Here is a 22258-nt window from a genome sequence, read left to right as displayed (position 1 = left end):
ACACCCCCGGAATCCGGCCGGGGTAGGATCCACGCGTGGGGACATCGAGCGAGACGAGTGGCTACACCCGCGCATCTGTGAAGAATGCTCCGGCGGCGCCCGTGGAATCCATTCAAGCGGAGCCGCCGAAGAGCACGGGACGGCAGTTGCGCGTCGCGTTCTACGCCGTTTACGTGGCGCTCCTGATGATGGCACCCACCCTCGTTTCGTTCCCCGCGCGGTACCTGGGCGCGCCATCCGACAGCGCTCTCACTTGGACCTGGTTGGCAATCAACGCCATCGCCGTCTTGATGGTCCTCGCCGCGGTCCGAGCACATCCGGCGGCCTTGTTCGTGGTCATCGCGTTCAGCGCGTACATCATGATCTCGCCGTCCTGGTCGGTCGCGCCCCAAATCTCACTGCAGTACGGATCGACCCTCGTCGGGGTCTTGTGCGTCGCGTATCTGATGTCGGTGGACATGAACATGCGCGGGGTCCTGATCCTCATCGCGCGGGTGACCGTCACGCTGTCGGTCATCGGTCTGATTCTGTACGTGCTGCGCGCAGACGTCGCCATCTACGTCGACGCTGCCAACCGATCGAACCTCCTGGGAACCTCCCCTTTCAAGGGGCTGTTCCCGCACAAGATCGTCGCCGGCTACTACGCGGCCACCGGAATCGTCGCCATTCTGGCCACGTCCCGTCGAGGGCTTGGGCGAGTCCTCGGGATCATCTGCCTGCTCGCCGTCGTCATGCTGTCAAGCTCGTCGACCGCGTTGGTCCTGCTGCCCTTCGCGGTCGCCATTTACTTGCTCACGCGACGCGCGCTCGACCGCGGCATGCGAACCCGCGCATGGATCGCATCGCTCGTTGTCACCGCCACAGCCGGCGGGTTCCTCATGGCCTGGACGTGGTCGGACGTGCTCGGACTACTCTCCCGCGACGCCACCCTCACCGGTCGCACAGTCTTGTGGGACTGGGGGATCCGGACGTGGGCGGAACGGCCCATCTTCGGATGGGGCTACGGCGCATACTTCGAGACCCCGGAAGCGGCCGCGGTCGCGTGGTCGATTCCCGAATTCCGTAGCTGGGACGTTCCGCACTTCCATGAGACCTACATTCAGACGGCTGTGGATTTCGGCCTCGTCGGTCTCGTCGCTCTCGTCGTAGTGCTCTGGAAGGTGCTGGTGCGTTCGTACAAGCACGGTGCTGCACTCGGTAGTTCGGTCGCCGCGGGCACTTTCGCCATCGCGCTGACGGCAGTAGCGGCGGGATTCGTCATGTATCTCGTACCCTCGTACGCCTACACCGAGGTGGTTCCGCTCTTCCTTTTCATCACACTTTTCTCCACGGGAGCGCTGGAAAAACTCCGCCGTCGTTCAGAGAAGGTGAAATCTCGGCGGCCCCTCGGCGTCCGTTAGATGCGCGACATCGCCCTGTAGCATTGCCCTGATACGTTGAGGCGTCTTTCCGCTTACCCCAAGGATGCGGGGTGGATGCGGCACTCATTTCATTCTGAGAGAGAGACATCTTGACTGAACCGACGAGTTCGCCCTCGAACGTCGCCCGCTCTGCTGTCACCCCCGTGTTGTACCTTTCTGGCGCCCCGCGCCTGTCCACCAAGGCCACCACCGAGAGCCTAGGGCCGCGCTCGCACATTCTCGGAGTCATCTCGGCCCTGCGCGAAAGCGGATCCCTGGTCCGCGCCTTCGTCGTCGGCGACAACGTCCCCCAGTCGTTCCACGGCTCCGGCAGCGAGGCCCGAATGACGGCATCGCCGGTGCGGTTGCTCGCGGCCGACCTCGGACGTCTGACGTATCGGGCACGTTCGATTTTGAGGCTGTGGCGCCTGCTCCGCCGCGCCTCCCCCGCGCCCGCCATGGCCTACGAGCGCTACGCGCTTATGCAAGAGCTCGGTCGCGTAGCGCAGCGCAAGGGGGCAACCTGGGTGCTCGAGGTGAATGCGCTCCTCGCGATCGAATCCACGTCGGACCGTCGCGCCACCTCAAGTCGGCAGGTCGCGACGTTCTTCGAGCGCCGGACCTTGCGGCGGGCCGACCTGATCGTGGCCGTGACCGACCAGCTCAAGGTCGCGATCCACAACCTCTACCACGTACCCCTGGATCGCATCCTCGTGGTCGAGAACGGCGTCGACACGACGAGGCACGGCGACGCCTCGGCGGAACCGCACGGGACGCCCACGATCGGCTTCCTCGGGACCCTGTACCCCTGGCAACGCGTGGACCGCCTGCTCCACGCCGTGCACCGCAGCGAGACCCAGTGGAACGTCCGGATCGCCGGCGAAGGGCCCGAATACGACGCCCTCAAGCAGCTCGTCCGCCAGCTCGACCTCGACGCGCGAGTGACCTTCCTCGGACGGGTTCATCCCGATGAGGTTCCGGGTTTTCTGACCACCGTCGACATCTGCTATGCCGGCCACGGGAGCTCCGAGGGGGTGTATTTCTCACCGCTCAAGCTGTGGGAATACCTTGCAGCGGGCCGCCCTGTCTTGGCCTCGCGACACGACGCGACGGAGCGCCTGAACGCGCAAGGCTACGCGGTCGAGGTCTTCGATGAAGCCGACGACGACCTCGACCGCGCGTTGGCTGTGGCTTCCGAGAGTCTGCCGCAGCTCCTGGAGACGGCGGTACGTGATCAAGAACGCGTGCGCGTCGCCCACAGCTGGACCGCGCGGATTCAGCCCCTCCTGGAGCGGGTGGCTGAAAGAAGGCGTGGTCCAGCGTGAGAACCGTCGCACTGCCGTGGGATCTGGGGCATGCCACCCCGCTTGACGCGACGCAGACCTGCGACTGGATCCTCGGACCCGCGCGAACGTCCTCACGCCCGCGCATCCTCGGCAACCTGAATCTTCACGCCCTGCACCTGACACTCGAGCCTGGCCCTGTGCGCGAGCTGACCGCGAGGAGCGACGTCATCCTGATCGATGGATGGCCTATCCTCCTGCTCGCGAAGATGAGCTCTCGAAAGTCCGGCTGGCCGACGACCCGGGAGCGGATCGGCAGCACCGACTGGCTGGCCGAGCTGCTGGCGCGCGACCCGGCAATCACCGTCGTCGCGGTAGGTGGAACGCCCGAAACCGCGGAGAAGATGGCGCGGCACGTCAAGACCCACACCCGCAGCATCCGGTGGCACCACTTCGACGGTTACCGCTTCTCCCGCGCAGCCGAGAGCACCGGACCCGACGTGCTGACCGGTGCCCTCGCGGGAGCCGATCTCGTCCTCGTAGGGCTCGGAATGCCGAGGCAGGAGAAGTGGATCCTCGATCATCTCGAGTTGATCGCTCCTGGCGCGGTGATCGCGAATGTCGGCGGATGCTTCGACTACTTCGCCGGCACGCAGCGCCTCGCGCCAAGGTGGATGGGCCGAATCGGCTTGGAGTGGTTGTTCCGGCTCGCGCACTCGCCGCGGCGGCTCGCGAAGCGCTACCTGGTTGAGCCCTTGGTCTTGATCAGCCGTCTGGTGCGACGAGGTGTCCGGCGACATGACTGACCTCATCCCACCACCGACGGCATCTGACCGCCTCACACGCCGCTTCGAGGGAGCCCTTTGAGTTCGCTAGCATCCGCCGCTGCACGCGGTGGGGGAATCACGATCGCGTCCCAGTTCGTCAAGGTCGTCTTGATGCTGGGATCGACGATCGTGCTTGCGCGGTTGTTGAACCCGACCGACTATGGACTCGTCGCCATGGTGGTGGCCGTGGTCGGTGTGGGCGAGATCTTCCGAGACTTCGGCCTTTCGATGGCCGCCCTGCAGGCGAAGTCACTCAGTCAGGCGCAGCAATCCAACCTGTTCTGGATCAACTCAGCCGTGGGCTTCGCGCTCGGAGTGCTTTTCTTCGCCGCGTCCTACCCGCTGGCAGCCTTCTACAATCAGCCGGACGTCGCCATCATCACCCAGGCACTCTCGGTGACCTTCGTTCTCGGTGGCTTGTCGACGCAGTTCAAGGTGCACATCAACCGAGACCTCCGATTCGTTGCGCTCGCGATCGCTGACCTGCTCCCCTACGCGCTCGGCATCGGCGGCGCGATTGCGATCGCGGCCGTGTACGCGAATTTCTGGGCCCTCGTGGCGCAGCAGTTGATCGTGGCCGCCGGAACGTTGATCTTCTCGTTCGCCCTGACACGGTGGCGACCAGGGCTGCCGAGGCGCGTGCCGATGGATGGCCTGATTTCGTTCGGAGCGAGCTTCGCCGGGACTCAGATCATCTCCTACCTGACGAGGAACATCGACAGTCTGCTCATCGGGAAGGTGTGGGGCTCGACATCACTCGGCTACTACGACCGCGCGTACAACCTCGTCGTGCTGCCGCTCACTCAGATCAACACGCCCATGTCGCGGGTCGCAGTTCCAGTCCTTGCCCGGATCGCCGAAGAACAAGACCGCTTCGTCTCGTATCTTCGACGTGCGCAACTGGTCGCCCTCTACGTCACGTCATCGATCTTCGCGCTCCTTTTCGCCCTTGGAACGCCGCTTGTGATCGCCGTACTCGGCGAGCAGTGGGCACCCGCCGGCCCCATCCTCAGCATCCTCGCGGTGAGCGGCATCTTCCGTTCTCTCGTGCAGGTAGCGTACTGGGTGTACATGTCGCAGGGGCTCGCGACCGCTCAGCTGCGTTTCTACCTCGTCGCCCAGCCCCTGCTGGTGGGCGTCATCGCCTGCGGCGTACCGTTCGGGCCCCTGGGTGTGGCCGTGGCCGTCTCGCTCGGCTACGCCCTGTTCTGGATCGCCTCCCTCGCATGGGTGCGCCGTGTGACGAAGCTGCACCTCGGTGTGCTCTACGTCGACGCCCTGCGCGCGCTTGGTCTCGTCGCGGTTCCGATGGCGGCAGCCGCCTTCGGCGTACGTCTCCTCGTCGAGGGGGCGGGGGGCGTTCCCCTGCTCGTCGTGGTTTTGGGCGGCGTCGCCGCCCTCGTCTGGGCGGCGCTGGCATTCCTGTTCTTCCCCCGCGTACGGGCGGATGCCTCGCAACTCATCGATTTCGGCCGACGCGCCATCGGCGGTCGACGTAATGGCTAACGACCCCGCCCTCCACGGCTCGAAGAGACGGATCCTCTGGTGAAAAATTCTGACATCTTCGTCGCAGCACACGGTCAGGACGACAATGTAGGCGACCCGGCCCTACGCCGCGCAATGCTCGCGGGACTGGCCCCCGGTCGTCGCCGACATGTCCTGATCGGCACGGCCTCGCCGGCCTACGTCAACGCACTGGGTCTCCGCGACGACGACGTGACTTACGCGAATCGCCGGGATTGGCAGCTCGCCGCTTTTCGGCACGCGCTCCTCGGACGGGCGGCCTTCGTGTCGAATGCCGGCGAAATTCAGCTCAACAAGCGGCGTTTGCGGATCAATCGTGTCGACCGGCTCCTTGTCGGCCTGATTCGCCTCCGTGGAGGCGCTGCCATCACGACCGGTCTGGGCGTGCGCGACCCCTTCGGCACCCCGTCACCCATGCTCACCTCTCTGTCACGCGCCTGCCAGATCACCACCTGGCGCGACGAGGACAGCCGTCGGTTCGCCGACGCGGGGACCGTGCGCCCCGACTGGGCGTTCGCCTTGGGCTCCGACCTCGATGTTGTCCGCTCGACGCAACGCCCCCTCCTCGTCGTATCGATGCGCGGAGACACCCCCGCACTCACCGAGGCATGGCAGGATGCCGTGGCGAAGGTCGCCGATACCCTCGGTCTTGAGGCGCTCGTCGTCGCACAGGTGGAACGCGACGTCGCGCGAGGAGTCGAACTGGCGCACGCGCTGGGCGCCCGATCGCACCCCTGGCACGGCGGCGACCACCTCGCTGCGGAAGCCGACCTGCGCGAGGTGTACCGCCGGGCGCGCGTCGTCATCAGCGACCGGCTGCATGTGCTCATCTTCGCCGCGACGGAAGGAGCGGTTCCGCTCTACCTTCCGAACATCGATTCCGCGAAGATCCCTCGTACAATGGCGGTCGTCGGGCTCGGCGACCATCACGTCAGCCCCCACGATGATGATCTGTCGACGAAGGTTGCTGCCCTCGCGGACGGGCAGGCAGACGTGATGTCGAAAGTCGTCGCCGCACGGTCGCAGCTCCACGATCTCGCGACATCTATGAACAACCTGATCGAGGGCGGTGCCGGGCGATGAACGGGGTCTCGCCGTCATCCGGAGCCCTGCGCTCTGTCGTGATCTCGATCGCGACTTTCCGTCGGCCAGACCTCCTGAGCCAACTGCTCGAGTCCTGCACCGCTCAGGCCACGGAGGTGGACGCGAACGTTCGGATCGTCGTGGTCGACAATGACCCGCGCGAGTCGGCACGCTCGACTGTGGTCGGCTTCCCGTCGGTCGAGTATCTGGCGGAGCCCACCCCCGGAATCGCGGCCGCTCGCAACCGAGGCCTGGACGCGACACGTGACGCGGACGACGCGATCATCTTCGTCGACGACGACGAAATCCCGATGGCAGGCTGGCTGAGGGCATTGCTCGCCTACGCGGATCAGGAGAGAGCAGACATCGTCACCGGACCGGTCGAGCCGCTCATCACCGACGCGGTCCCGCGATGGATCGTCAGCGGGGGGTTCTGGCGGCGGCAGAACAGCGTATCAGGGAGCGTCCCCAATTCGGTGGCGACCAACAACACACTCCTCCGACTCGCCGCCTGGCGTGTCAGCGGCACACGCTTCAGCGAAGCGCTGTCGATGAAGGGAGGCAGCGACACCGAGTTCTTCCGCGCGCTACGCGCCGCCGCCCCCCTGATTGTTCTGTGGTGCGCAGACGCCGTCGTTCAGGAGCACCTAATCCCTGAACGCGCGAATGCCAAATGGCTCTTCCGCCGGGCGATCCGGATCGGCAACATCAATGCGCGATATCGCAAGCGGACGAACGCGCTCGTCGGGGGCATCGCGCGCATCAGTATCGGAGCCCCCTTCATCGCCCTCGACTTTCTCACCCACCGGCAGCCCATGGCCCGGAGCTGGAACATGCTCGCACACGGCCTCGGCATGGTCGGAAACGTCTTCAACGTCGATGTCGTCGAATATCGCCGGACAACGAACGGAGCATGATGTCCACGCCGTCATTCGCCTGTGTCATCCCGACGCACAACAGGCATCATTTCCTGCGCGAATCCCTCTCCTCCGTGCTCGCACAGACTCTCGCAGCCGAGCAGATCATCGTGGTATCCGACATACCCGATCCCGAGGCCGCCGAGATCTGCCGGGAACTCGCCGCCGGATCGGGACACCCGAACGTCGTGTTCGTTCACGATCCCTCAGCCGGCTCCGGGGCGTCCGCCTCCCGCAACCGCGGCGCCGCCGAGGCGACGGCGGACTACCTCGGCTTCTTGGACGACGACGACCTGTGGCAGCCCTCGCTCCTCGAGGCGGTCGCGGCGGCTTTGAACGGAAACGGGTCCGACCTCGTCGCCGTCAACCGTGAGATCTTCTCCGAGACCGATTCGCACGTCGGCCCCCGCATCACGGAGGGCCTGAAGTCGGCCGACGTCGCCGCCGCGAGCCTCGGCACTACGGGCAGCAACATGATCGTCAGCCGACTCGCGTTCGACGCGGTCGGAGGCTTCGATGCGCAACTGCCCGTGAAAAACGACACGGACTTTTTCTTCCGTTACCTTCTCGCCGGGTTCACCTACGTCGTAGTCCCCGACCTTCTCGTGCGCCAGCGTAAACACGGCCTCGGTCAGCTCACGACCAAGAATGAACGGCGCGCCCATGGTACCGAGCTCTACATCGCCAAGCACCGGGAGCATCTGACGCGTCGTGATCTGCGCAAACTCCGACTGACGATCCACCGCATTCGTCGCGCCTCGGCGACGACGTTCCGCGGGCGGACCGTGCACCTTCTCGGGGCACTGGCGAACTACACTCCCGCCGACTTCCTCCGCGAGCGCCGCGAATGGAAGATGTGGCACCAGGCCGACGCCTGACGTCTGCTTGCAGGCTTTCGATCAGTCGATGCCGAGAGAGGGAGCGGCTTGCCCGATCCTTCGCAACGCGAGACGCGCGGCGTGCCATCCGGCCATGCCGTGGACGCCTGCCCCGGGTGGGGTCGCAGCGGAGGCGAGATACACCCCAGGGATCGGTGTTCGCCACGGCCGTGCCGTCACCGTGGGTCGGGTAAGCAACTGCGCCGCGTCGACGCGCCCGCCGAGCACGTCCCCACCCTCGAAATTGGCGTTGACAGACGCAAAGTACGGCGCCGGGCGGGCCTCTCGATGAATGACGAGGTCGCGAAAGCCGGGGGCGAACGTCTCGATGCGGCTCGTAATCATCTCGACGGCATCCACCGCTGAGCCATTCGGGACGTGAGCGTAGGCCCAGACCACCTCATCGGAGGATCCCTGCGGCAGACGACTGCGATCGAGCCGCGTGGGCTGCGAAACGAGCACGTAGGGCGCGAGCGGAACCTGTCCGCGCCACGCCTGGCGTTCGGCAGAGGACACGTCGCGCTCCGATCCGCCGACATGCACCGTTCCGGCATCCTGCAGCCGCGCGTCGGCCCACGGGACTGGTCCGGAGAGGACGAAGTCGACCTTCGACGCCGCGTTGCCGTACCGGTAGCGCTCGAGCCGTCGCACGTACGTCGTGGGCAGCTTGTCTCGGGCGATGCGGGCCAATCCCCGCGGGCCGATGTTCAAGAACGCGATGTCACCCGGCTTCCACACCTCGCGCAAGTCATTCACAGTACTGTCCGCTTGGAGGCGGCCTCCGTGCGCGATGAGGTCCGAGACCAGGGCCTCGGCGATGGCGCCCGACCCGCCGCGTGGGATAGGCCAACCCGACGCATGCGCCTCCGCGGCGAGGACGGCGCCGACGAAACGCGCGGCGAGTGATCCGAAGGGCGCGGCGCCGTGGGCAGTAGCGCCTGCCGCCAGAGCACGCGCCTCGGCCCGGAGAGTGGAGAACCCCGCCACCGCCGAGGCGAGGGCGGCGGCACCACCGACCGTCGAAGGATGGGCACGCAGCTCCAAGCCGCTCAGCCCGCGCACCGCGTCGATGTTCGCGAGGAGCGGCCTCATCACACGCGACCACCCGGTGCCCGATCGACCGAGTTCGTCGACCGTCCGTCCCAGATCACGGTATGCCACGGCGGACCGTCCGACCATCGCCTGCCCATAGGACACCCGCGGGGTGAGGAACTCGACGCGACGTGAGATCTCGAAAGCCCGGAAGAACGTCGATGCAAGAGCCATGGGATGCGCCGCGGAGGCGACGTCGAAGCTGCCGTCGAATCCCTCGAATCGATCCGTCCACAGCCCACCGCCGAAGTGTGAGCCGGCCTCATACACGCTTACCTCGTGCCCGGCTCGCGCCATGATGACGGCGGCGGCGAGCCCATTCGGACCGCTGCCGACGACACTCACCCTCACAGGTATCGCCGATCAGGCATGGACCGGCTGCGAGCGCGTCGGTGGTCGTCTCGCCACAAGCTTCCTCACGACCCACATGACGACGGGAGCGAAGAAGACGGCGTAAACCAACGTGTAGTCGATGAACGAAATGCCCAGCGTCAGGTACACCGCCAGATGGAAGCACGCCAACAGCGCGAGCCAGCAGCGAAACAGCAGGGGCGTCAGCACGAGGAAGATCAGGAGCCCCTCGGCAGCCAAAGTCGAGTAGTCGAGGGCCTTCCAGAAAAGATGGTTGTCGAATGTCAGCATCCAAGGCCCGAGTATTCCGAGCTTGTCGTCTGCCGCGATGTCTTTCGCCAGGTATCCACGAGTGGCATCACGAGCGGGATCGAGCCATCCGCCCGCAATCTTCGGAGCCGCCGCCGACAACATCCCCCACCCGATCGTGAAGGCGAAGAGGAGGACAGGCAGCCCCTGGGTCTGCCGCAGCGGCCTGTTGCGACGGCCGCGCAGGTATGCATCGATCGACCACCGTGAACCCCACCCGGCAAATCCCAGGAACACGGGAACCAGCTCGAACAGGATGAAGTGGTCGACCTTGGAGAAGGAGTAGGAGAGCCCGGCCGCGATCATCATTGTGAGAGTGAGCAGCAGCGACACCGGCAGAGTAGCGATGCCGATCATCAGCAGCACCGCCAGCACGACACGGATGATCGATAGGGCGATGAGCAATCCAAGCGGTGGGACAGAGTCGACGAAGCCCAGAATGCCGGCGCGAGGGTGCAGGAAATCGTCGGGAAGTCCGGCGATCCAGGTGATGTCTACGGGCAGCAGGATGATCCATGCTCCGTACGCGATGCGCAGCGCCGCCAGAAAACGGCCATCGGTGCGGTAGGAATCGGCCGCCCGCGCCACTGTGCGCTCAAGGAAGGCGATCACAGGTCGACTACCTTCCACTCGCATTCCTGGATCTGCGCGACCTGTGCCGAGGTGATATCGATGCGCGCAGGCTCCCAGCAGAAGCGAATGCTGGTGACATCGACGCGACCGGAGACGATCTGAGCACGCTCGCGAAGCCAGGCGATCGATTCGTCCGAGAGCTCGACCTCGCTGTTCGGGCCGAGGATGTAGCTCAGTGTCGGCAACGCCGTGGAGAACCGCAGCGGCTCCATCACGGATGAGGGGTCTATTTCGGCGGTGGCGCCGTCGGCGAAGTCGACCTCGCCGCGGACGAACGTGGTCTCGACGGTTCCGTCACGGTCTGCCGCGGTCTGGAACCCGGGCATGCGAATGACCGGATAGGGCTCAGGGGAGATCCGGAAAGAAACAAATCCCTGGATGGCGAGAAAACAAACGAATCCCACCACGATGAGCAGGTCCATCCGTCTTTTCGAGTCAGAGCGCCGACGTTCGGACACACGTGTCATTTGCGCTCCCCCGCTGCCCATTGATGTGTCGATAGTACCGGCCGGTCCGTTACGGTACGGTTTCGCCTCGCGGAACACCCGCGACCGCGAGTCCGCGGAACGCGAGGATCGCGGGCACAACATTTACTGCCGATGTCACCTGGGTCCCGGCCTCGGCGCGCAGACAAAGTCGACCTACTTTTCCACGACAATGTCGAGGTAGGGCGGTACGGTCGACTCTCTGCTCCGAATCTGCATGATGACCGGTTTCGGCGTGAGGAATGGCGCGTCCTGCGTGAATCCCAACGACATGCTGTTCGCGTCGGAACCGAGGAGGGTGCGCAGGCGATCCGCGACGTCGAGCGTCCGGTAATCGAAGTCTCGGTCGACCTCGACGCTCCCGATCGGCGCGAGCATTTCTGGGCGATTGTTGAAGGTCAACGCCGTCTCGGACCACGCTCCCTCGACCGCACGGATGTCGAGTCTCGCCCGATCGCCCGTCGCGTCGCTGATGGCTGCGTTCAGCGACAGCGTCGCCGATACGATTTTCTTTCCCTTGAGCGCGCTGAGATCGAAGCCCATGTACGTGAACCGAGTGTAGGTCTGATCAGCAGATCCCCCGGTGGGCGGTTTGACGGGCATCTTCGATTCGGAAGCGAAGTTCGTGTCGGCTGAATCGCCTCCACGAACGTAGGCGTCTCCCGAGGCGTAAAGGCGCAGCTTCGTCGGATCCGTCACCCCGACATCCGTTTTTTGGACGACGGTCGAACCGTTCGTCGTGACCGAGGCCGAGATCGTCGCCGTCCCGACCGACTTCGGCGTGAGGTGCCCGGACGCACCGGCGTCCACGATCGTCGGATCACTAGACGAGTACGTGACCACCAGAGCGCTAGCGTCGATTGTGCTCCCGGTGGTGCTCTTGGCCGTGACCACGAGCTGAGCGGTCTGATCCAGCGAAAGAGTGGAGCCCACGCCGGTGAGTTCGACCGAACTCAAATACGGCGCGAGTTTGGTCGCCGGCTCCGGCTTGATCACCACATCGATATACGGGGGGTCAGCGGATTCGCGACTTCTGATCTGCGTGATCAGGGGCTGACCGGTCAGGAACGGGGTGTCCTGTGTAAATCCGAGGGAGAGCCTGCCTGCGGAGGCGGCGGCCTTGCCGGCCACGTAATCGCTGATGTCGGTCTGCCTCGCGGCGAACGCGGTATCGACCGCCGTGCTCCCTACCGTCGCCCCCAGGGCTGGCCGGTTTGCGAATGTCAGCCCGCTCTCCGTCCATGTCGCGTCGATTGCGTGGGCGTCGATACGCGCACGCTCGCCCGAGGGCTCGGTCACCGCGGCCGTCGTGGTGAGGATGGCTGACGCCACCTCTTTGCCCTTCAACGCCGAGATATCGAAGCCCATGTAGGCCAGACGCGTGTAAGACTCGTCGGTGGAGCCCGAGTTGGCCGGCTTGACCGCGAGTTGGACGTCAGCACCGTAGTTGCGCGTCGAGGTCGCTCCGCCGCGGACCCATGCGTCGGCGTCCGCGTACAGGCGCACCCGCTGAGGATCGTCGACCTTCACCGGCACGTAGGCAGTTTCCGTCACGCCCCCCGCTGTGACCATCACTCCCAGTGAGGTCTCGCCTCCGGCCAGAGCCGTAACCACACCGGATGCGGAAACCTGGGCGACCGCCGGGTTGCCTGACACGTAGCGCACTGACGAGAGCGATGACGGATCGATCGTGCGCCCATCAGCGCGCGTGGCCGTGAACGCGATCGCGGCCGACTGTGATTTGGTCATCGTCGAAGGCACGCCCGAAATGCTCACCGACACGAGTCGGCTCGTCGAGGGGGTCGCCGTCGGGACGGTCACCGCATAGCTGTACAGCTTGATCTCGCTGAGGGACGTCTTCGGATCGGTGGCCTGATCGCCGTGACCGACGATCCTCACCCATTTCGACAATGCGCTCGAGGTCGGGACGATCAACTGCGAACCGGTCGATCCGTCGTATGCTCCGTCGTATCTCGTCACCCAGGTCGAGCCGTTCCAAGACGTCTGAACCTCGAACTTGGTATGCCGCGACCTGTTCGCGCGCCAATCAATCTGAAGCGATTTGATCGAACGAGGTTGATCCAACGTGTAGGTGATCGAGTTGTCCTGCCAGGTCGTCCAGTAAGTGGTCGGGTCGCCGTCGAACGTCAGACCCGGGGATCCTTCGGTCGTGCGGGTCGCCACGGCCGACTTGATCTTCATCGGCCCTCGTTCCAGCAACACGCGATACGTCGAGGGTGTTTTCCCGGGTTCCGTGATCGTGGTCGTCGCCACTCCCGGAATGCTCGTGGGAAGGGTGCTCGTGACGGTCGCGCCGGTCTTGTAGGCAGCGACGGCCGGCACGCCCGCCCCCGGATCCCACGGGACCGTGTAGGCGAACGTCGTCGCGGCGAAACCGGAGATGTCAGCGCCACCGACGCGGAGGCTCTCTGCACGTGAGGTGCCTTGAGCATCGAGCTTCCAGTTGTCGAGTGCGACGATCCCTGCTGGCGACGGCGCGGCGAGACCGCTCGTCAGGGGGGTGAACTGGACGGCGAGCGTCGTGTTGCCCTTCGTCGACACCGCGATGGCGAGCTTGCGAACGTCATTGTTCGCGTTCTGTTTGGCCGGGTGAGGCGACGATGGGAGGGGAGCCGCGGCGGTGTCGACGAACGTGGCCGACGCGCTCTGCGAAACGATGCGCGCGAGAACCTGCTTGCCATTCTTGGTCAGTGTCGCCGACCGGCCATCGCCAGAGATCTGAATGGATGCCGAGGTATGCATGGACCAGAGAGCCTCCACCGGTCGTGACGAGCGGATCTCATCTTGGACGATCACCTGTCGCCTACCGTCGAACAGCTTGATGCCTCGCTTCCACGACGTGACGTCGTTGGGGTACTGCGCGGAAAGATCCGCGACGGACAGCGCCGACGTGAGGTTCGATTCGACGCGAGCCGCCGGAGTGTCCGCCAACGAGGTCGGGTGCGACGCATACGGGTTGATCACCAGCGTGTTCTGGCCCTCGGCCGCCATCCGGTAGTAGTCCCACCGTTGGCCGTAGGCCCCCTCATCGAAGTACCCGGCCAGCCCGTAGTCGTCCTTGCCCAGCTCCGTCGCCCAGTTCTGTCCGAGCGCGTCGAGATTGAAACTCCCGGCGTCGAGGTTCTGGTGGCTTGCGGCGGGCATGCTCCCCGTGCGGAATCCGACGAAGGTCGCGTTCGGGTCGGTCCATGAGGATCGGAAGCTCGCGACAGCGGCATTGGAGAAGTTGCGGTCGAGCGGCAGACCGCTTGCCGCCGGCGACGTCGAGGGGCGCCCGGGCTGATACCAGAGAAGACGTTGGACAGAGCTCCCGCCCCGGCCTTCGTCGATACCGGCATAGGTGAACGACGCATTGCCGTAAAGGTCGCCGAGACCGGCGAGCACCGGCCCCCGACTTACGCCCTTCTCGCTGTCGCCGAAGTTGTATCGCTCGCCCGACGGGCTTGTGAGGTAGATCGGGAAGTACCCCGTGGCGTCCAAGCCCGGGAGCGAAGAGAGGCCGGCGTCATCTCCGGTGGCCGATCGAAGACTCTGTAGGAGCACGACGAGGTAGCGCGTGGCGTAATCCCAATAGCTCAGACCCTCTGCGTAGCCTCCACCGTTCGCGTAGGCACCGATTCCGCGCTGGACGCTCGTGATCGCCGCATCGAGGATCTTGGAGGATAGCGCGGGGTCGTCTTGGGCGACGGCGATCGCTCCGATCGCGAGCCCGCTGTTGACGACGACGTTCCAATTGTTCGCGTTCTGAGCCCAGTTGCCCCCGTGCGTGTACGGCCCGTTGCTGCCCTCCGGGGCCTCATATACCGGCTCTGCCGGCTTGAGTCCCAAGTTGATGATGGCGCCCGAAAGTCGCGCCCGTCGATCGGCTGTCCAATACGAGTACAGCCAGTCGTATGCAATCGCGACACCGTGGGTCATCTCGGCTGTGTCGAGAAAGTGATTCGGGTTCCAGTCGGTGAAGCGGGTGACGGCGTCGAGGTCTTTCCACAGCCGCTCAGCGTATTTCGCATCTCTGGTGACCTGCCATGCCAAGCCCAGGTTGTATGCCCTCTCAACCATTTCACGGCTGGTGTCGAGGATCCTGACCCCGTCGGAGCTCGAATACGTCAGGGTCGGCTTCGTCAACAGGGCATCGGCAGAAGACAGAATCGCGGCGTATGTCTTCACACTGAACGCGTCGGATTTCACCTGCGACCTCAGTGCGGCGAAGCGCGCGTCATCGGCGAGCAATCGCGGATGGGCCGACGTCACCTCACCGGCTGAGACGGATGCCACATCGACGGCCGAGGCTGCGCTCACCGGCGTGAGCATTCCTACTGCTAGCGACACGGCGACCCCGAAAACGAGAAGGACGCGGGGCCCGCGCCGCGGGTATTCCTGGTTCTTCATGAGTGCCCTCTGGAGAGATTGACTCATCCCCAGATGACACCACCGGTCGACAGTCACCCGAACAGTCGACGGCTATGGCGGTATCCACGCCAGAGCCAACGGAGGTAAGGGAAGCACCGTAGACATTTCCGACGCCGGCGAATGAAGCCAGCGAATTCGACACCATACTAGGCGGTCGCCGAATATCCATGTCATACGTGCATGACGAGCGACAAGTTGATAAAGAGCGCTTCGGTACCGACGGATGTCTCCAAGACCCGTCACCCGTTCGTCATTTGGAGCGGCTCTCGAACCGTCGACGGGCCCGTCACCTCTCCAGGCGTCGCCAGAACCGAAATCCCACCTCATCGCCCTCCAGGACGTACGAAGACGCGACCCAGGGCGCGAGCCCCGCGAAGTGAGCGTCTTCGGCGGGGCATTCGGTCGAGATGCCGCACGAAACCGGGGATTCCACGATCAGCGCCGGGGGAAACGCCTGGATATCGGCCAGGTACTGCGTCGGTAGACCGCCATACCCCTGCTCAACTGGGAGCGAGTACGTGATCGCCGTCGGTGAGAGCCGTTGCGACGCCGCGAGGATCCACGTCTCGGCTCCGTGCACCAGTACCCGGTCCTCGGGAGCGGTTTCGGCCAACACGTGATCTATGATCTGCGCCTGGTAAGACCCAACGACGAAGACACCGGCGCCGGTGGTGGTGCGCAGGCCCTGTAGAGCGCTGGCTCCCGAACTCGAGATGATCATCGCCGACAGGGCGAGCAGCGCGGCCACGCGCGCGCCGCGGGCACCCGCGCGTCGTTCGGCCTGCCACCAGCGCGCGACCAACGGTCGCAGGTCGGCTCCGGCGGCGACGATGCTCACGGCGAATGCGGCGCTCGCGACGACGAGGTAGTGGGGATAGGGGCGTCCGGACGCCATCTGCGAGAGCGCGTCGACACCGCCCACGGCGAGGAACAGGACCACCACAATGGCGCCCGTTCGTCCCTGGGTATCCGTCGTCGCGCGCTGGAGAGCCCATGCGCCACTGACGAACAGGGCCGCGGCTACGACCGCACCCGAGACGAAGAGCTGCGACAGAGTCGCGAACGACTCGACCCGCTCACCCAAGGGCGTGCTCTCAGAGTAGAAGAGGTTGTAACGCAGGTACTGGTCGACGGCGGCGCGCAGAGCGTCTCCTGCCCATAACCACAGAGTCAACGCGAGTCCGATCATCGCGACCACGGCGACCACCGCCCCCGCGAGCACGACCCGCCGGCGGAAGTAGAGGACACCGGCGACCACCACCGCCACCAAACCCGCGACATTGTTCATGCGGGTGAATAGCCCGACCGATAGAGCCAGACCCAAGAAGAGTCCGACGACAGTCACCGTGCGCGCCGCGGCATCACGGCCCACGCTCATCGCAACGTGCGCGAAGAGGCTGTAGGCGACGAGCTGGAAGGGGAACAACCAGGTCTCCGTGAAGTTGCCGCCCTCGAAGACGCCGAGGTAGGTGATGCCCACGAGAAGCACTACGGCCGCCGCCCACCCGCGGATCCAACGCGACCAGATCACCCCGGCTGTCGCCAGGCCAACGGCGAATACGACGGCCTCGAGCAGGGGGGCACCGACAATCCCGCCCCCGATCCGCCATGCAAGCATCTCGATGACGGCGAGAAGCGGTCCCTTGTGGTCCCAAGAGTCGACGTATGGCATCCCTCCCCGAGACACCACCATGCCCGTGTACAGGAAGACGCCGGAGTCCCGCGTGATGTGCCCGCTGATGATCATCGGAACATAGGCGGCCAGACTGACGATCAGCGCTGCCGTCGTCGACAGGACGACATCGCGAGGCCGGAGCGAGGTCACGAGGCGACCTCGCGCACGCCGACGACGTGACGTTCGCGCCACCGTTGCAGGACGCGTCTATCGCGCGCATGTACGGCGGCGACGGTCAGCGCGGCTACGGCGACACCTCCCCACCCCCCGATGGTGTTCGCGATGACGTCGTTGACGGTGGCGAAGCGCGCGGGGAGGACGAAGAACTGCACCGTCTCCAGGGCCACGGACAGCGCGGGCAGCAGCGGTAGCGCCAGCCAGAGGAACCGAGTCGGGAAAACCAGCGAAACGAAGTACCCGAGCGGCAGGAACATGGCGATGTTGGCCGAGAATTCGAACCACCGGTATCCGAACCACGCCGGCACGCCGTTGCGGTGCAGGACCGAAAGCACCCGCTCGATGGCGCTTTCGTACCCACTGTCGATCGGGGTGGGAGACATGGTCGCCGTCAGCACGAGAGCGAGGCAGAGCCCCAGTCCCGTCCAGGCGAACAGCTGGCGCACGATCAGCCGTGCACGATCGCGTCACGAGCGATACGGCGGGGGGACGAACCGACGATGCTGACGCGCCACAACTCGATGAGTGCCCGGAACGCGAACTGCACCAAGCGGCGCGGGGGGAGGACCGCGCGCGCACGCCCGCCACCCCACATGGTTCCCTGCGAGACGGCCCCGCGGCGCGGAATGCTCGCCACGGAGACGTAGCGCACGCGAAGTCGTTCACGAGCCTCGGCGATCGAGAAGTGCACGTGCGGCACGAGCGCGTCCGACGGGACACCATCGACGAGCCGTCGCAGAGCGGTGGGTCCATACGCCCGGAGCGGAGTGTTCACATCCGGGACCGATCGGCCGCACAGCAACAGCACCGCGAAGCGGACCAGTCCGCTCAGGGCGCGGCGGAACCACGGGTCCGTGCGCCCGCGTCGCACGCCGTGCACGACATCGGCATGGCTGTGATCGAGAGCAGTCACCACCCGCGCGATGTCGTCCCCGTAGAACTGGCCGTCGCCGTCCACGTGGACGATGGTGCCGGCTCCGCTTCGGAGCCCCGCCTCGTACGCGGCGAGGGCTGTGGGTCCGTGGCCGCGGTTGCGGGGGGATCGGATGACGTCCGCGAGAGCAGCGGCAGCTTCCGCGGTATCGTCCGTCGACGCGTCGTCCATGACGATCACCGTCAGGAGAACGCCGGTTCCGGCGAACGAGGCGCGGATCTCGGCGAGGAAGGACGGAAGCGCCTCGGCCTCGTTGAAGGCCGGTATCACGACCGCAACATGGTCTTGCGCCTGCACCCTGGCATCCCCGCTCTCGGCCGGGACGGCTTCACCCGGCAATTCCCCCGAACATGTAGCGTATGACACTCGTGGGGCGCAGCCGGAATCTTCGTCGCGCGGGCGCTCTGTCCGCGCGGTTCCTCATCGTGGGCGCGATCAGCACCGCGATCGAGATCGTCGCCTTCAATCTGCTGCTCTTGACGGGGATGGGTCCGGTGGCCGCGAAAGTCGTCGCTTCGCTTATCGCCCTCGTCAACGCCTACATCGGCAACCGCGAATGGGCTTTCCGGTCGCGAGCACGCACGGGCGCCGGGCGGCAGATGGTGAAGTTCCTCCTGGTCAATGCCGTCTGCACGGGTCTCGGCGCGGGCGCTGTCTGGCTCGGAGCACGCGCGCTCGAGGCCGTGTTCGGGGCGGCCGACCCCGTCGGTCTCAACGTCGTCAACCTGTTCGCGATCGGCGGGGTGACCGTCATCCGGTTCCTGCTCTATCACTTCGTCGTGTTCCCACCGGCGCGGGCGATTCCGGCCAGCGAAAGCCGCTCGGGTAGGCTCGCCCCGTGAAAACCGCCCCCCGCGTGCTCGGCACCCTGTCTCTGCTTGCCGCGCTCGCCTCCATCGGGGTGCAGCTGGCGGTCGTTGCGCGCCTCTGGGCGGCCTTCGTCGAGACGCTGTCTCTCACCGGCACCCTCGCCCTGAGCGCCGCTGGTGCCGTGCTCGGCCTGGCCCTGGCCGTCGTCGCGGTGATCCTCCGGCGTGGTTCGGTCGGACTGCTCGCCCCGATCGCGGGACTGATCAACCTCGGTCTTCTCGCGGCCTACGCCTACCTGTTCACGGTGCTCTAAGACCTCGCTACGGCAACCGTCGGCAGCCCACCGACGGTCGCGTGCCGCGGGTCAACCGCAGGTGGTCTCGGTGACGCTCGTTCGCACCGGGTTGACCATGGGGGTGTGCACGAGCGACACCTCGCCGCCGTCTTCGGGCGCGCCCTCGAAGGTCATCGTCAGGGTGTGCGCCTGCTGCAGACCGTTGACCACCCACATGCGCCCCACGGGTCGGCCGAGGTGCTCTCCGTTGGTGATCTCGACATCGGTCCCATCGATCGTCGCCTTGACGAAACGGGCACCGCTGGGTCCGTAGAACTGGATGTCCGTTCCGATCGTGCCCTTGGGGTAGTGCCGCGCGCCGTCGACGTAGTTCACGAGGCCGTCCGAGGTCGCCTGGTCGAGCGCATTCACGAAGGTGACCGTCGTGGTGTAGGTGGGCACCGCCGAGCAGCGGTCGGCGACGACGTCGGCAGACATCCAGGTGTAGAAGCTCAACTTGCCCTCGGTGAGGTCGTTGACGAACACGCCCAGCGTCGTCTGGTCGGGGCCGTCGCTCTCGGGGAGCGGCCCGGACAGCCGTGACCCGTCGAAGGCGGACTCGATGCCCTCGTCGAAGGAGTGGAAGTAGATGCGGTTCTCGTCGACCGCCTGCACGACGGCCGTCGCGAAGGGGACCGGCTTAAAGTCCCCCGACGAAACGGCATCGAACACCTCCACCGCCGCGGAGGCGAAGAACGCGTCCTGATCGTCGTTCTTGGGATACCGCGCGTACACGTCACTCAGGAGGATCTTGACCGCATCACCCGACGTCAGCTTGTCGCCGGTCGCCAGCGTGATCGGACCGGTCGCCCGAAGGATGTACGACAGCACCACGGGGTCGATGGAGATGACCCCGTCGACCTGCGTGCCGAACGACTCGGTCCAGTAGGCCTTGGCGAGCTCGGCCGACAGGGTGAAGTCGGGCGTCGACGTGATGTCCTGCGAGTACCGGCCGACCTTGTCGTCGTAGAGCTTCACGACCTCGGGGTCGAGCGGGATGATGGGCGACTGCCGCTTGTTGGTGAAATCGCGGCTCGTCGCCTGCGCGGCGATCTCCAGCTTGCCGCCGTCGAAGCGCAACATGACCACGGATGCCGGGATGCCGCCGGTTCCGCGGGCCTCGGCGTTGTTCTGCACGAGAAGGAGATAGTTCCTGGGGCCGTCCGCGCCCATCATCGTCGACAGGTGCGGCATCAGTGCGTTCGCGCGGGAGAGCGCCGGCTGCAGCGCGGCAACGGCTCCCGTGAGCTGCGACAGGGGCTGACGCAGCACCCCGGGGATGTCGGCGAGGTCGACGCCGGAGAGGGCGTCGGCCGCGCGCTCCCCCGCGTCGGCCGCGGTGGAGACCGGAGCGGCGAGGGAGGCGAGAGCAGCCACGTCGAACACCCCGCCGGTCGGGCGCAGAAGAGCAGGGTCGACATCGGATAGCGCAGGCAGCACCCCCTGGGCGAGCTCGTCGATGGCGACCGTCGACTCCCGCACCGCGTGCAGGGTCGGACCGACGAAGGGTGCCTGCTCGGCGATCCACCACAACGGCGTGTCCGCGGCGCCACGCGCGGCCGACGCGTGGCCTTGGAGCTTCTGCACGGACGCCTGGACGGCTGCAGGATCGTCGCCCCCGAACTCATCCTGCAATTGCGAGACGACGGGCACGGCAGCACGCAATTCCTTCTGCGCGATGAAGGCGCCTATTCCCACCGCCGCGACGAGGACGACGAAAAACGCCGTAACGACGCCGAGCGCGATCCACGCGATTCTCGTGGGGCTCAGGCGGGCGAGGGAGATACGCGACATCACATTCCGTTCACGCCGTGAGTCCGAGGTCCGGCGTCGAGCGCAACGGGGCCCGTCGCGCAAATCGGTATGCTAGCGGAGTCGAATGGAAAGACGGTTGATGCACAAAGTGCCAACCCTGGGGGCTCCGTTCGATTCCTACCCGCCGAAAGACGAGGAGCCGCGTGGGATCCGACCGCACGCCGTCCGTCGCCATCATCGGCACCCGGGGGTATCCGAGCTATTACGGCGGATTCGAAACCGCGGTGCGCCGGCTCTCGCCGTACCTCGTGGAGCACGGGTGGGATGTGACGGTCTACGGCCGCCCCGGCTCGATCGAACTCGACGATCCCGAGCGCGACCGCCGCGTGCTTTCGCGGCAGACGAAGGGCATTGATTCCCGCGCTCTCAGCACATTGTCGTATGGATTCACCTCCACCTTCGATGCCGTCCGTCGGCGTCCCGATGTGGCGCTCATCATGAATGTCGCCAATGGTTTCTGGCTGCCGATGCTGCGTGCTCGCGGCATCCCCACGATCGTCAATGTCGACGGCCTCGAATGGGAACGCGAGAAATGGAGCGCGCTCGGAAAGGCCGTCTTCAAAGCGGGGGCGCACGTCACCGCGAAATGGTCGACGGAAAGAGTCGTCGACGCGCGGACGATCGGTGACGCCTGGCAGTCGCGCTTCGGTGTCGGGGGGGAATTCATCCCCTACGGCGCCGACGTGCCCGCAGCGCTGCCCGTCGAACCCGGCTTTTCGCATCGCGGGTACGCCTTGCTCGTGGCACGTTTCGTGCCGGAGAACACCGTCGGCCCGTTCTTCGACGCCGCCGAACGTCTTGCCGAAACGCATGACGTCATCGCCGTAGGTTCTGCGGGCTACGGCGGTGAACTCGACGATCGGGCGGCAGCCCTCGCCGCGCGGCTGCCGCGCTTCCACTGGTTCGGACACGTGCACGACGACAACCGCCTCGACAGCCTGTGGCAGCACGCGGGCGCATACTTCCACGGACACAGCGTGGGGGGCACGAATCCCGCTCTCGTGCAGGCGATGGCCGCGGGAGCTCCGATCCTGGCGCGCGACACCGTTCACAGCCGCGAGGTGCTGGGAACGGAAGCCGGTGACTTCACCGGCCCGGCTCCCGCGGACATCGAGAATTCGCTCCGCCGTCTGCTCGATGACCCCCAGAGGCAGCAGCAGCTCAGCGCGGCGGCGGTGGAGCGGGCCCGTACGGCCTACTCCTGGGAGAGCGTCAACGCCGCCTACGAACGGCTGCTGCGCTCGCATCTGACCTCCGCGGCCAACCGCGTGAACGAAGCGCAGGAACGGGAACGCTGACG

Annotated in this window: 18 protein-coding genes and 1 pseudogene; 10 read left to right on the top strand and 9 right to left on the bottom strand. The window is 65.8% G+C overall.

Going from position 1 to position 22258, the window contains the following annotated elements; translation table 11 throughout:
* Positions 1–35: 35 nt before the first annotated feature.
* From Q0818_RS02700 to Q0818_RS02670, 7 genes are all read left to right on the top strand, one after another.
* Positions 36–1400 (top strand): O-antigen ligase family protein, encoded by a 1365-nt coding sequence (locus Q0818_RS02700; RefSeq protein ID WP_298871073.1) that lies wholly within the window; start codon positions 36–38, stop codon positions 1398–1400.
* 110 nt (positions 1401–1510) lie between these two features.
* Positions 1511–2725 carry a glycosyltransferase gene (locus Q0818_RS02695; protein ID WP_298871071.1) on the top strand — a complete coding sequence of 405 codons (1215 nt, stop codon included), beginning with the start codon at positions 1511–1513 and terminating at the stop codon, positions 2723–2725.
* On the top strand, positions 2722–3489 hold the full coding sequence (locus Q0818_RS02690; RefSeq protein ID WP_298871068.1) for a WecB/TagA/CpsF family glycosyltransferase: 768 nt from the start codon (positions 2722–2724) through the stop codon (positions 3487–3489). Before Q0818_RS02695 ends, Q0818_RS02690 begins: the two co-directional genes overlap by 4 nt.
* Before the next feature lie 57 nt (positions 3490–3546).
* Entirely contained in the window at positions 3547–5016 is a 1470-nt protein-coding gene (locus Q0818_RS02685; protein ID WP_298871065.1) for a lipopolysaccharide biosynthesis protein, read from the top strand.
* Positions 5017–5130: 114 nt separating this feature from the next.
* Positions 5131–6117 (top strand): polysaccharide pyruvyl transferase family protein, encoded by a 987-nt coding sequence (locus Q0818_RS02680; RefSeq protein ID WP_298871062.1) that lies wholly within the window; start codon positions 5131–5133, stop codon positions 6115–6117.
* A 38-nt stretch (positions 6118–6155) separates the two neighbouring features.
* Positions 6156–7034 carry a glycosyltransferase family 2 protein gene (locus tag Q0818_RS02675; protein WP_298871059.1) on the top strand — a complete coding sequence of 293 codons (879 nt, stop codon included), beginning with the start codon at positions 6156–6158 and terminating at the stop codon, positions 7032–7034.
* Complete coding sequence (locus tag Q0818_RS02670) at positions 7031–7912, top strand: glycosyltransferase family A protein (protein ID WP_366943094.1); 882 nt, start codon at positions 7031–7033, stop codon at positions 7910–7912. The genes Q0818_RS02675 and Q0818_RS02670 overlap by 4 nt, the downstream gene beginning before the upstream one ends.
* Before the next feature lie 21 nt (positions 7913–7933).
* Here Q0818_RS02670 and Q0818_RS02665 read toward each other — a convergent pair whose 3' ends face one another.
* From Q0818_RS02665 to Q0818_RS02635, 8 genes and pseudogenes are all read right to left on the bottom strand, one after another.
* On the bottom strand, positions 7934–9073 hold the full coding sequence (locus tag Q0818_RS02665; RefSeq protein WP_298871057.1) for an NAD(P)/FAD-dependent oxidoreductase: 1140 nt from the start codon (positions 9071–9073) through the stop codon (positions 7934–7936).
* 135 nt (positions 9074–9208) lie between these two features.
* Positions 9209–9349 (bottom strand): annotated as a pseudogene (locus Q0818_RS16705) (NAD(P)-binding protein); the annotation flags it as partial.
* A gap of 18 nt (positions 9350–9367) precedes the next feature.
* Complete coding sequence (locus Q0818_RS02660; RefSeq protein ID WP_298871054.1) at positions 9368–10276, bottom strand: hypothetical protein; 909 nt, start codon at positions 10274–10276, stop codon at positions 9368–9370.
* A complete protein-coding gene (locus Q0818_RS02655; protein ID WP_298871051.1) occupies positions 10273–10719 on the bottom strand; it encodes a hypothetical protein in 447 nt (148 codons plus the stop codon). Before Q0818_RS02655 ends, Q0818_RS02660 begins: the two co-directional genes overlap by 4 nt.
* 219 nt (positions 10720–10938) lie before the next feature.
* Positions 10939–15192, bottom strand: a complete 4254-nt coding sequence (locus tag Q0818_RS02650; RefSeq protein ID WP_298871049.1) for a DNRLRE domain-containing protein — start codon at positions 15190–15192, stop codon at positions 10939–10941.
* A 307-nt stretch (positions 15193–15499) separates the two neighbouring features.
* Positions 15500–17038 (bottom strand): hypothetical protein, encoded by a 1539-nt coding sequence (locus tag Q0818_RS02645; RefSeq protein WP_298871047.1) that lies wholly within the window; start codon positions 17036–17038, stop codon positions 15500–15502.
* Positions 17035–17511 (bottom strand): VanZ family protein, encoded by a 477-nt coding sequence (locus Q0818_RS02640; protein ID WP_298871045.1) that lies wholly within the window; start codon positions 17509–17511, stop codon positions 17035–17037. The genes Q0818_RS02645 and Q0818_RS02640 overlap by 4 nt, the downstream gene beginning before the upstream one ends.
* A gap of 2 nt (positions 17512–17513) precedes the next feature.
* Positions 17514–18296 (bottom strand): glycosyltransferase family 2 protein, encoded by a 783-nt coding sequence (locus tag Q0818_RS02635; RefSeq protein ID WP_298871043.1) that lies wholly within the window; start codon positions 18294–18296, stop codon positions 17514–17516.
* 62 nt (positions 18297–18358) lie between these two features.
* Between Q0818_RS02635 and Q0818_RS02630 the strand changes: the two genes are divergently transcribed.
* Together Q0818_RS02630 and Q0818_RS02625 are read left to right on the top strand one after the other, a co-directional pair.
* Positions 18359–18841, top strand: a complete 483-nt coding sequence (locus Q0818_RS02630) for a GtrA family protein (RefSeq protein WP_298871041.1) — start codon at positions 18359–18361, stop codon at positions 18839–18841.
* Positions 18838–19122, top strand: a complete 285-nt coding sequence (locus Q0818_RS02625; RefSeq protein ID WP_298871039.1) for a hypothetical protein — start codon at positions 18838–18840, stop codon at positions 19120–19122. The genes Q0818_RS02630 and Q0818_RS02625 overlap by 4 nt, the downstream gene beginning before the upstream one ends.
* A 51-nt stretch (positions 19123–19173) precedes the next feature.
* On the opposite strand, the gene Q0818_RS02620 is transcribed toward Q0818_RS02625, so the two are convergent.
* Positions 19174–20937 (bottom strand): DUF4012 domain-containing protein, encoded by a 1764-nt coding sequence (locus Q0818_RS02620; RefSeq protein WP_298871036.1) that lies wholly within the window; start codon positions 20935–20937, stop codon positions 19174–19176.
* Positions 20938–21101: 164 nt separating this feature from the next.
* Here Q0818_RS02620 and Q0818_RS02615 point away from each other — a divergent pair, with 164 nt between their 5' ends.
* Complete coding sequence (locus Q0818_RS02615; RefSeq protein ID WP_298871033.1) at positions 21102–22256, top strand: glycosyltransferase; 1155 nt, start codon at positions 21102–21104, stop codon at positions 22254–22256.
* Positions 22257–22258: the final 2 nt, after the last annotated feature.

It is taken from the genome of uncultured Microbacterium sp., assembly GCF_947489255.1.
GTDB lineage: Bacteria > Actinomycetota > Actinomycetes > Actinomycetales > Microbacteriaceae > Microbacterium > Microbacterium phycohabitans.
This window is presented reverse-complemented; position numbering and strand designations above follow the sequence as displayed.